Genomic DNA, 11,705 nt, shown 5'->3' with positions numbered 1-11,705 from the left:
AATTCAATCATATTGATACCTAGATTATAATAATTATAATTTGATATTGATTTTCATTATAAGTTAGACTATTATATAATTATTACTAGATTATAATAATTATAATTAAGGAGAAATGATATGACAAATAATCGACTAACAACGAATCAAGGTGTGCCAATTGGAGATAATCAAAATTCACTTACAGCGGGACGTAGAGGTCCAACTTTATTAGAGGATTATCAATTAATCGAAAAACTAGCTCATTTTGATCGTGAAAGAGTACCTGAGCGTGTTGTGCATGCACGTGGAGCCGGCGCACATGGTGTTTTCATAACTAAAAATAGTATGAAAAAATATACGAAAGCTAAGTTTTTACAAGATGCCGGAACAGAAACACCAGTATTTGCTCGTTTCTCAACCGTTATTCATGGATTACATTCTCCTGAAACATTACGTGATCCTCGTGGATTTGCTGTAAAATTCTATACTGAAGATGGTAACTATGATTTTGTAGGTAATAATCTTCCTATATTCTTTATTCGTGATGCAATGAAATTCCCCGATATGGTTCATTCATTAAAGCCTGATCCAAGGACTAATCTACAAACACCTAACAGATATTGGGATTTCATGTCTCTAACACCTGAGTCAACAAATATGTTATTACATGTATTTTCTGATGAAGGTATTCCAGCTAACTATCGTCAAATGAGAGGTTCAAGTGTTCACGCATATAAATGGGTAAATGAATATGGAAATACTGTTTATATAAAACATCGTTGGGTACCAAAGCAAGGAATTCAAAATCTTTCAATGGAAGAAGCTAGTGAAGTTCAAGGTATAGACTTTAATCATGCAAGCCGTGATTTATACGATTCAATTGAAAACGGAGATTTTCCAGAATGGGACTTATATGTACAAGTATTAAATCCTGCAGATATGGATGATTTCGATTTTGATCCATTAGATCCTACAAAAGATTGGTTTGAAGATGTGATTCCTCGACAATTTGTCGGAACGATGGTCCTTAATCGAAACCCTGAAAATATTTTTGCAGAAACTGAATCAGTTGGATTTAATCCAGGTGTGCTAGTTCCTGGTATATTACCATCTGAGGATAAGTTACTACAAGGAAGATTATTCTCTTATTCAGATACCCAAAGATATCGTATTGGGGCAAATTATTTACAACTTCCAATTAATTGTCCTTTTGCGAAAGTAGCGAATGGTCAACGTGATGGTCATATGCCTTTTAGTCAGCAAACACATCATATTAACTTTGAGCCAAATAGCTACTCGGATACACCAAAAGAGGATGCCGATTATGTTGAAGTAGCTCAACCATTAAGTGGTGTTTCTGAGCGCAAAAAAATAGAAAAAACAAATGACTTCGGCCAAGCAGGGGAAGTGTGGAATAGATATAGTAAAACGGAGCAGGATGCTGTTATTAAAAATATTAGTGCTGATCTAGCAGGTGTAGATGAAAAAATTAAGCTTCGTGCAGTTTGTAACTTCTATCGTGCAGATGCAAAGTTAGGTGAGAGACTTGCGGCTAAATTAGGTATTAACCTAACGCCATACTTACAACATCTACCAAAATAAATTAAACTCTTCTAATAAAAATTTATTAAATCGTGTTCTACTTGCAAACATAAGTGATACAGGCTTATCATATAATAGAACAGAAATGGCATCGCACGTCTGTGTGATGCTTTTTCAAGTACATACACTATTTAATAGATTGGTACGTTCCCTTTGGAACGAAAAATAGGAGGTTCTGTATGAATCGTAAAACAACGGCTTTACTTGCAACAGCAACATTTGTTGTTGGTATGGGGGTAGGTACATTTGCATTTAATGATGGTACAAGTACAATCGTTTCGAAATTCTCTGAGAGTAAAGAAGTAAAGGCTTCAGAAGATGAAAATATTGCTAAAATACAAAAAGCTTACGAAATTATTGCAAATCAATATGTAAAAAAGATTGATCCTGATAAATTAACTGAAGGTGCGATCCAGGGGATGGTAACAACTTTAGATGATCCGTTTTCTACTTATATGGATGGAAAGACAGCTAAACAATTCCATGAATCATTAGGTTCTTCTTTCCAAGGAATTGGAGCGGAAGTTTCTAAAGATGGTGAAAAGTTAATTATTGTATCACCAATTAAGAACTCTCCTGCGGAAAAAGCTGGTCTGAAACCAAAGGATGAAATTTTATCAGTTGATGGCAAAAGTGTAAAAGGTTTATCTCAATATGATGCAGTGTTAAAAATCCGTGGTAAAAAAGGAACAAATGTTACGATTGAAATACAACGTCCAGGAGTTCCGGATCCAATTAAATTTACAATTAAACGCGATGATATTCCAATGTATACAGTATTTAGTTCAGTAAAAGACGTAAATAACGAAAAAATAGGTTATATTCATATTACTTCGTTTAATGAAAAAACAGCAGACGAGTTCAAGAAAGAATTGAAAAAGCTAGAGGATCAAAATATCCAAGGATTAACAATTGACGTTCGAGGAAATCCTGGTGGGTACTTACAAGCTGTAGAAGGCGTTTTAGAAGAATTAGTTGTAAAAAGTGAGCCATATTTACAAGTTGAAAATAGAAATGGCCAACGTGAAAAGTATTATACTAAATTAAATAAAGCGAAACCATATCCAATTGATGTATTAATTGATAAAGGAAGTGCATCTGCGGCTGAAATTTTAGCAGCGGCATTAAGTGAAGCAGGACATTATGAATTAATTGGGGAAAAATCTTATGGTAAAGGTACTGTACAATCTACATTAGATTTCAAAGATGGTAGCAATATTAAGTTAACGCAATTTAAATGGTTAACTCCAGATGGTACTTGGATTCACAAAAAAGGTATTAAACCAGATGTTGCTGTGAAACAACCTGATTATTTCTACGCTACACCAATTGATAAAAAGAAAACATTTAAGTTTGATGACAATGATGAAAATATTAAACAAGCGCAAATCATGTTAAAAGGTTTAGGATACGACCCAGGCCGTAAAGATGGATATTTCAGCAAGCAAACTGAGACAGCAGTTAAAAACTATCAAAAAGCTGTTGGAATTACTGTTAACGGTGAGATTGATCCTCTAACTTCAGAAAAACTTGAATCATCATTAATTGATAAAATTAAAGATGAAAAGAATGATCTTCAGTTAGAAAAAGCTTTAGATATGGTAGCTCAATAATAATACACAAAGAGGACAATATCGTATTGTCCTCTTTGTATATAGACAAAGTCCAGTCCAAGGGCGAACTTTATTTCGTCCTCTTTTGACATAATTCCCGGGAAATAGATTTGAAATTACAATCCATGCAGGAGTTTTAGTTTAGTATGTCGAAAGTACACTTTATGGAGAAGTGTGCTTTTTTTATTGTTTTGTAGCATATTCTCTTTGAAAAAACATTAATAAACCGATAACATAAGTATATCAATCTATTATAGAAAAAGGTGGTGAATGTTATGTGGTCAAATTTATTATCTGAACTATTAGTTGGATTCGGTAAACTATTTTTAAATCCATTTACTTATATATTTTTCATCGCATCAATTTTCTGTGGCAATTTACGTGTAAAAAGAGAACGTAAGCATTTTTCGGTTCGAAATTTTAATGTAACGTTCGAGTGGAAAACTTCATTAGGGTATGGATTACTGATTGGATTAATTCTTTCAGTTATCACATTGGTAGCTGGAATTACCATTCCGATTGAAATGGTTTATTTACTAAGTGTATTAACGATCATTAGTGCACTTATTTTGCAATTCAGATGGATGTCTCCTGCTTATCTTTTTGGACTAGCATTAGTAGCACTTCCATTACTAAATAGAGGGCAAGATTCATTACCTTTGTTGAAAAACTTTATACCTAATGATCTGAATGCGATGCTTCCTGCTATAACGATTCTATTGGCTTTACTTTTATTGGCTGAAGGAATTTTAGTTCAACGTAATGCTGCAAATCATACAACTCCTTTATTTATTGAGAGTAAACGTGGAAAAAGAGTAGGGGCACATGAGGCAAATAGGTTATGGATGGTGCCATTATTTTTACTGATACCAAGTGGTTCGATCGTTAGTGATTATTCATGGTGGCCTACACTTGCTTTAGGTGATAGTGGCTATTCCATTCTTTGTGTACCATTTGGAATTGGATTTTACCAGTTAATTCAAGGGATGCTACCAAAGGAATCAATTAAGCTTGTTGGTAAACAAATAGTGGCTTTAGCAATTATAGTTTGTGTAGGTGGTATAGTAAGTTACTTTATTGGTTTTGTAGCATTTATAGCTGTAGCAGTTGCAGTAGTGGGACGAGAGGCTATAAACTATATTCATAAAAATAGAGATATTAATACACCATCATACTTTACAGTAAAATCAACGGGCCTAATTGTTTTAGGAATTCTACCAAACTCTGTAGCAGATAAAATGAACATTAAAGTAGGCGAAAGCATTACAAAAGTAAATGGACAAAATGTCTCTACTGTTAATGAGTTTTATGAAGCGCTACAAATTAATCGTGCATACTGTAAATTGGAAGTAGTTGATTTGAATTCTGAAATCCGTATAACTCAATCTTCAGTTTATGAAGGTGAACACCATGAGTTAGGATTTTTATTCCCAGAAGAAGAATCTAAATATAGTGGACAGGTCGGATAAGAGTTGTAGGTTGGAAGCTTTAATTTCTACATTATAAAATTAAAAGGAACATATTCATAACTTGAATATGTTCCTTTTTTATTTCTATTATTTATACCGATTATGTGTCTGATGTAGGGGTGTTTTTGTAGGTAGAATGTCATTTTTTTGAGTGTGATTAGAGACCTATTGCTCAGGTTGATGAAATTTAGCATTCTATTAAAAGTAGATATTATAGAAAAAGGTTATTTCTTTTTTTAGCCCTTTTAAATTTTGTCACATTAGTAAGCGACAAATACGAATATTCATTTCATTGTATTGATACTGTAAGCGTTTTATCATTTAAGTAGAAGCTTCATAAAGGAGGTAAAAATTTGAATACAGGTAAAAATAATAATATAAAGGTAAAAATACAACGCTTTGGTAGCTTTTTAAGCGGTATGGTAATGCCAAACATTGGTGCTTTTATTGCATGGGGGTTAATAACTGCATTGTTTATCCCAACAGGTTGGATACCTAATGCAAAATTAGCTGTATTAGTAGGACCTATGATTACTTACCTATTACCTTTGCTAATTGGTTTTACTGGCGGAAGAATGGTCCATGATATTCGAGGTGGAGTTGTTGGTGCGATTGCAACAATGGGGGTAATTGTTGGTGCAGAGATGCCGATGTTCTTAGGAGCTATGATTATGGGACCACTTGGCGGTTTGGCTATTAAGAAATTTGACCAAGCTATACAAGGAAAAGTTAAGTCAGGATTTGAGATGTTAGTTAATAATTTCTCAGCGGGTATTTTAGGAGCAATATTAGCAATAATTGGTTTAATAGGTGTTAATCCAGTTGTTTCGACACTAACAGAAGCATTAGCTAACGGTGTAGATATGATGATAAAAGCAAACGTTATTCCACTGGCAAACATATTTATTGAACCAGCAAAAATCTTATTTTTAAACAATGCGATTAACCATGGAATTTTAAGTCCAATTGGTCTTGAACAAGCAAAATCAGCTGGAAAGTCACTTTTATTCTTACTAGAAGCCAATCCAGGACCGGGCTTAGGCGTACTACTAGCATATATGATATTTGGAAAAGGAACGGCTAAACAAACAGCACCAGGGGCAGTGATTATCCATTTTCTAGGTGGGATTCATGAGATTTATTTCCCTTATATCTTAATGAGACCTTTGTTAATCTTGTCCGTTATCGCTGGTGGTGTGGCTGGTACATTTACTTTTAATATATTTGGCGCAGGTCTAGTAGCAGCAGCTTCACCAGGTAGTATTATTGCAATATTAGCAATGGCTCCAAAAGGAGGATACTTACCAATTCTTGCAGGCGTATTTGTTGCAACAGCCGTTTCGTTTATAGTTTCAGTTGTAGTACTGAAATCATCTAAGTCGGTTGCATCAGATGAAGATTTAGAAAGTGCAGCTCAAAAAACACAAGAATTAAAAGGTAAAGAAAGTAAAGTAGCTAGTTTATTACAGACTGAAAAAGAGGTAGCAAGTTCCCTTGGTATTGATAAAGAAGTTAAAAAGATTATTTTTGCATGCGATGCTGGAATGGGATCCAGTGCCATGGGAGCATCAATATTACGCAAAAAGGTAAAAACAGAGGGACTAGAATTAGAGGTTACGAATGTAGCAATTAATAATTTACCAAGTGATGTAGATGTTGTCATAACTCATAAAGATTTAACTGATCGAGCAAAGGCAAAAGTACCGAATGCAGTTCATATCTCAGTAGAGAACTTCTTAAACAGTCCAAAGTATGATGAATTAGTGAATTCTTTAATAAAATAATAAAAATTTAAAGAGGTATGTAAATGCATATATCAGCAAGAGAAAGAGAAATCATTAATTTGTTGTTGGATCATCCAGACGGAATCAATGTTCAAGAAATTGCTGAGAGTTTAAATGTTAGTAGCCGAACCGTGCAACGGGAACTAAAAGGAGTTGAAAGTATTGCCTCAGCTCATAGTCTTTTCTTAAAAAAGGTATTAGGTGTCGGAATGTATATTGAAGGGACACCTGAGCAAAAAAATGAGCTTCAAATTGCAATATTAAAAAGTGGGCAAGAGTTTACTCAAAAAGAAAGACAAGAGTTAATTCTATGTTCGTTATTAAAAGAACCAGAATCTATTAAACTAAGCTCACTAGCAAATGATTTGCATGTCACCGTTGCTACAGTTAGTAATGATCTCAATAAAGTAGAAGAATGGTTAAAAGACTTCGATTTGAATCTAATAAGAAAGAAAGGTTATGGCATTGCCTTACTTGGTTCGGAACGAAAAAAAAGAAAAGCCCTAGGACATCTAATCGCACAGCAATTAAATGAATATGAGTTTTTATCTGTAGTGGAAGATGAGTATGAGTCAAAGACTAGATTCTCAAATGGATTATTAGAAATAATAAAACTAGAAAAACTCACCATGATTGGAAAAATGATTCGAGATATTGAACAACAATTACCTTATTCTCTAGCTGATAGTGCATTTATGACATTTACAATTCACTTATCTTTAGCCATAGAAAGAATTATTCAAGGTGAAGTAATACAAATAGATCAAGAGGTTCTTGAGGAATTAAGTATCTCTAAAGAATTTATTATCGCAAGTCAGATTGTTATTGAATTAGAAGAAGTGTTTCAAGTTAATATTCCAATTGCTGAAAAAGGGTATATTACGATGCATTTATTAGGTGCAAGGCAGCGTCAAGAGAAAAATGATTGGCAAAAAGAGAGTAGTACAGAGATGGTTGTAGGCTCAAAAAAGTTAATCAATTATGTATCTAAAGAACTTGAAATAAATTTTGAAGAAGACCAAGCCCTATTTGAAGGATTAATTACTCATATTGAACCAGCAATCTATCGAATTCAAAAAAAGCTAGATGCAAATAATCCTTTAGCAGGTCAAATTCAAGAGGATTATCCTGCAATGTTTAAGATCATTCAAGAAGGTTTAAGTGAAGCTTTTCCAAAGATTGTTTTTCCAACTGAGGAAATCGCTTATCTTGTCCTACATTTTGGTTCATCTCAAGTAATCTATGATAACAGTAAAGAGGTAAGAGCGCTTGTATTATGTTCAAGTGGGATCGGTTCTTCTAAAATGCTAGCGAGTCGAATCAAAAAAGAGATAAAAGAAATAACGGAGATTGAAGTATCGTCTTTAGCGAACTTAAGAAATATTCAAATTGACCAATATGACATTATTTTATCTACAGTTGAGATGCCGGGATTTTCAAAAAAATATATTACCGTAAATCCTTTATTGCCAAAGAAAGAGGCTGAACAGATTCGAGATGAAATAAAACGTAACTCTCTTACAACGGAAGCAACTTTACTAAGAAAGCTTCACAACAAAAAGTTTAAAAAGCAGATAAAGCTAAAAACGCCAAAATTAATTAAACAAAATCTTGAAGTTATTCAGCAGTACACAGAAACGGTACTCCATATATTGAATACATTTGAGACAATTTCATTACCGTTTATTCCAACCTCATCTATTTTATTATTGGAAGTATGCAAACAGGCAAATGTTAGAGGTTTAATAGGTGATTATTTTGAGGTGACTAATCAACTCACAGAAAGAGAAAAGAAGGGTGGTCTAGGGATACCAGGTACTAGCATAGCACTGTATCATTGTCGTTCAGAATATGTTATGCAACCGGTGTTTTTATCCTTTTTGCTTCATGAGCCTATGGTAGTCAAAGCAATGGACCACTCGTCAATAAAAATCAATACATTATTATTATTACTAGCTCCAGTTGATATGCAAACAGGTCAATTAGAGGTATTGAGCACAATTAGTTCAACAATTATTGATGATGAAGAATCAACACGGATTTTTACATCAAATAACTATACAGATATATATAGCAAATTAAGCTATGCACTTTATGACAACTTACAAAAAAGATTTAAGGATTGAGGGATTATGAAATGATTCAGACAGTATTACCAACAGATAATGTTTTATTAAATGTAGATGTGAAAACAAAAGATGAAGCTATTCGTTTAGCGGGAAATCTCTTAGTAAAAAACGGTTATGTAAAAGAAAATTATATTGAGAAGATGATTGAAAGAGAAGAGTCTTTAACAACTTATATGGGGAACTTTATTGCGATTCCACACGGAACTGAGGAGTCAAAACAAGAGGTAATCTCATCTGGAATTTCAATTCTTCAAATTCCTAATGGAGTAGACTTTGGGAACGGAAATATTGTAAAGGTAGTATTTGGTATTGCTGGCAAAGATAATGAGCATCTTGATCTGTTATCTCAAATTGCGATCCTTTGTTCAGAGGAAGAAAATGTACATAAATTGGTCGCAGCCACATCAAAAGAGGAACTAATTTTAATGTTTAGCGAGGAGGAGTAAGATGTTAGCCGTACACTTTGGCGCAGGTAATATTGGAAGAGGATTTATAGGACAATTATTACACAAGGCAGGATATGAGATTTGCTTCGTTGATGTAAACGAAGAGATTATTAATGAACTGAATGAGAAGAAATCGTATACTGTCATGTTAGCAGATCGTACTCAAGAAAAAATAAAAATAACTAATGTAAGAGGTATCAATAGTCTAAAAGATCCAGGGGAAGTAGCAAAAGCAATTGTACAGGCTGATATTGTAACAACAGCAGTGGGTCCCACAATTCTTCCTAAAATAGCAAAGCTAATTGCAGAGGGATTAATTGAGAGAGTTGAGAATTCAGATAAATCGTTAAATATAATTGCATGTGAGAATATGATAGGTGGAAGTACTTTTTTAAGAGACGAAGTTTATTTAAATATGACTGAATCTCAGAAGAAAAAAACTGAACAGTCGGTCAGTTTTCCGGATGCTGCTGTAGATCGAATCGTACCAATTCAAAGTCACGAAGATAAATTATTAGTAGCGGTAGAACCTTTTTATGAGTGGGTTATTGATCAATCAAAAATGATAGAAGAAGTTCCAGCAATTAATGGTGTGACTTATGTAGAGGATTTGCTTCCTTATATTGAAAGAAAACTATTTACTGTAAACACTGGACATGCAGCAACTGCATATTTAGGAAATTTTTATGGATATAAAACGATTAAAGAAGCAATTTCTGATGAAAATATTAGAAATATTGTTAGTTCTATTTTAGATGAAACGGGTAAGTTATTAGTTAAAAAATATAACTTTGATTCGGATGAACACACTGCCTATATTAGTAAAATATTAGGTAGATTCGATAATGAATATATTTCAGATGAATTATCTCGTGTTGCTCGTTCGCCAATTCGTAAATTAGGAGCAAATGACCGTTTTATTAAGCCAGCTAGAGAATTAATAAATTTTGGAATAACTCCTACCTTTTTAGTTAAAGCAATTGCAGTTGCTTTATTCTATAAAAATAATGATGATCATGAAGCAGTTGAACTACAAAACTTCCTTCAAGATCATACTGTGGAAGAGTTGCTCGTAAAATATTCTGAATTATCAGATTACAACGAGTTAATTAGTTTAATTACTGATGAATACAATCAGTTAGAGAAGGACTTACTTGTACACTAATTTTACTAGATTTATAGATTCTAAAAAGCACTGAAAGGGACAGATTCGATCTGAATTAGTCCCTTTTTGTCTATTTTTAATTATTCTCTAATTACCATTAATAAACATATCCGCAGTATGAACTGCCTTTTCATACTGTTTAGTCTCGACATAGTAGTTGTAAAGCAACTTTGCATATTTAATTGCATGTGTAACATGATGGTGATTCTTAAAGAAAGGATATGCAGTTTGTTCCATGTAATCATAATACTCATCAAATTTTTCGTTAAAACGTAAAATTAGAAGAGTAAAGAGGATCTTATATAAATTATTTGTGGCCTTTTCTGAAAGGGCAAGTCCTTCATTTGCTTCATTAAGCAATTCATTCGTCAATAAAAGCTTACCTTCCTCTGCATTATCTAGATAGTTATACAAACGATTTAAATAAGGTAATGATTGTTTATCGGCTTCTTCAACTGATTTTTTATAAAAAATATGTGCATTTTTAAAGTCTTGCTTCCAAAAGTACATTAGACCTAAATTGTGTAAGATCATTCCTCTTTTATCTAAAAGGCCTAAAGCTTCGCTATGCTCTATTAAACTCTCATACCTTTTTACAATTTCTTTAAAATCTAGTTGTGTACTGTCTTTTAATTGTACTAGCATCAAGGATTCAGCCAAAATTGCCCTTGCATAATTATTTGTTTTATTAAAGTATCTAAAAGCTTTTTCACCATAGAAATATGCCATAACCTTAGAGCGTGTCCAATGATAGGCTGTTCCTAGATGATAGTAATATTCTTTATTTCCGTATTCTTCTATATTAACCTTCTTTAATTCTTGTAAGGCAATTTGTTTATTTACATCTTCTAGACGGGTATATTGGACTAAATAATATATTCCTCTGACATGGTGGAATAGGTTCTTTTCATAAGTTGACATAGGAGGAGAATCTTTTTCAATCCGTTTTATAATACGCTCTGCTTTTTCAATGCTTTTACATAAAATAAAGTATCGGGCTAATAAAAGCTGAAAATAGATGGCATAGTTAGACGCACTAATATAGTGAATGCTTTCTAATTCTTCTTTTATGATGATAACGTCCTTCATTCGCTCTAATATAATTGCGTTATGCCATTTTTGGAGTTTCTTTTCAATATTTTGAACAGCGGCTATCTCATTTTTAATGTCAATCTGAAGACGTTGAGAGAACAGTTGAATAATTTCTTCAGAATATCGAGTTTCCCCTCTTTCAATTCTACTTACATGGGTAGCGGTACAAATGTCTTTTCCTAATTCCTCTTGGGTCAATCCCGCTTTTTTACGATAAAATTTAATGATTTCGCCTTCAAGCATATGTGCTCTCCTTTTCTAATTCCAGTTGCTTAACTATGAAGTTTTTTCGTCAATGCAAGATTGCATTCCTACAATTTGCGAATGTTCATTTTGAAACGCAAATCTAAGAAACTAGAAAGTACAATGACTTTGAAATACCTATTAATTTCATTATAGCTAGAAATTGGTAAAGTCAAATAC

8 protein-coding genes are annotated in these 11,705 nt (G+C 33.1%); 7 read left to right on the top strand and 1 reads right to left on the bottom strand.

Annotated features, from left to right (window positions below):
• The first annotated feature begins 120 nt into the window (after positions 1-120).
• The 7 genes from BED47_RS19415 to BED47_RS19385 all read left to right on the top strand — a co-directional run bounded on the left by BED47_RS19415 (position 121) and on the right by BED47_RS19385 (position 10,190).
• On the top strand, positions 121-1,584 hold the full coding sequence (locus tag BED47_RS19415; protein WP_069034990.1) for a catalase: 1,464 nt from the start codon (positions 121-123) through the stop codon (positions 1,582-1,584).
• Positions 1,585-1,763: 179 nt separating this feature from the next.
• Positions 1,764-3,197, top strand: a complete 1,434-nt coding sequence (locus BED47_RS19410) for a S41 family peptidase (RefSeq protein ID WP_069034989.1) — start codon at positions 1,764-1,766, stop codon at positions 3,195-3,197.
• Positions 3,198-3,472: 275 nt separating this feature from the next.
• Positions 3,473-4,666: a PDZ domain-containing protein gene (locus BED47_RS19405; protein ID WP_069034988.1), complete on the top strand. Its 1,194-nt coding sequence runs from the start codon at positions 3,473-3,475 to the stop codon at positions 4,664-4,666.
• Between the two features lie 353 nt (positions 4,667-5,019).
• Positions 5,020-6,450 carry a PTS mannitol transporter subunit IICB gene (locus BED47_RS19400; protein WP_069034987.1) on the top strand — a complete coding sequence of 477 codons (1,431 nt, stop codon included), beginning with the start codon at positions 5,020-5,022 and terminating at the stop codon, positions 6,448-6,450.
• 23 nt (positions 6,451-6,473) lie between these two features.
• Positions 6,474-8,576 carry a BglG family transcription antiterminator gene (locus BED47_RS19395; protein WP_069034986.1) on the top strand — a complete coding sequence of 701 codons (2,103 nt, stop codon included), beginning with the start codon at positions 6,474-6,476 and terminating at the stop codon, positions 8,574-8,576.
• Between the two features lie 11 nt (positions 8,577-8,587).
• Positions 8,588-9,025: a PTS sugar transporter subunit IIA gene (locus tag BED47_RS19390; protein ID WP_069034985.1), complete on the top strand. Its 438-nt coding sequence runs from the start codon at positions 8,588-8,590 to the stop codon at positions 9,023-9,025.
• 1 nt (position 9,026) lies between these two features.
• Positions 9,027-10,190, top strand: a complete 1,164-nt coding sequence (locus tag BED47_RS19385) for a mannitol-1-phosphate 5-dehydrogenase (protein WP_069034984.1) — start codon at positions 9,027-9,029, stop codon at positions 10,188-10,190.
• A gap of 87 nt (positions 10,191-10,277) precedes the next feature.
• Here BED47_RS19385 and BED47_RS19380 read toward each other — a convergent pair whose 3' ends face one another.
• A complete protein-coding gene (locus BED47_RS19380) occupies positions 10,278-11,525 on the bottom strand; it encodes a helix-turn-helix domain-containing protein (protein ID WP_069034983.1) in 1,248 nt (415 codons plus the stop codon).
• Positions 11,526-11,705 lie beyond the last annotated feature (180 nt).

Source organism: Gottfriedia luciferensis (assembly GCF_001712755.1).
Taxonomy (GTDB): Bacteria; Bacillota; Bacilli; order Bacillales; family Bacillaceae_G; genus Gottfriedia; species Gottfriedia luciferensis_B.
Note: the sequence above shows the minus strand (reverse complement) of the source record. Positions and strands in the feature narration are given on the sequence as shown.

Excerpts from the sequence above, each read along its gene's own strand:
- BED47_RS19415 (WP_069034990.1), top strand. The coding sequence starts at position 121 with ATGACAAATAATCGACTAACAACGAATCAAGGTGTGCCAATTGGAGAT.
- BED47_RS19380 (WP_069034983.1), bottom strand. The coding sequence starts at position 11,525 with ATGCTTGAAGGCGAAATCATTAAATTTTATCGTAAAAAAGCGGGATTG.
- BED47_RS19395 (WP_069034986.1), top strand. The coding sequence starts at position 6,474 with ATGCATATATCAGCAAGAGAAAGAGAAATCATTAATTTGTTGTTGGAT.
- BED47_RS19405 (WP_069034988.1), top strand. The coding sequence starts at position 3,473 with ATGTGGTCAAATTTATTATCTGAACTATTAGTTGGATTCGGTAAACTA.
- BED47_RS19390 (WP_069034985.1), top strand. The coding sequence starts at position 8,588 with ATGATTCAGACAGTATTACCAACAGATAATGTTTTATTAAATGTAGAT.
- BED47_RS19410 (WP_069034989.1), top strand. The coding sequence starts at position 1,764 with ATGAATCGTAAAACAACGGCTTTACTTGCAACAGCAACATTTGTTGTT.
- BED47_RS19385 (WP_069034984.1), top strand. The coding sequence starts at position 9,027 with ATGTTAGCCGTACACTTTGGCGCAGGTAATATTGGAAGAGGATTTATA.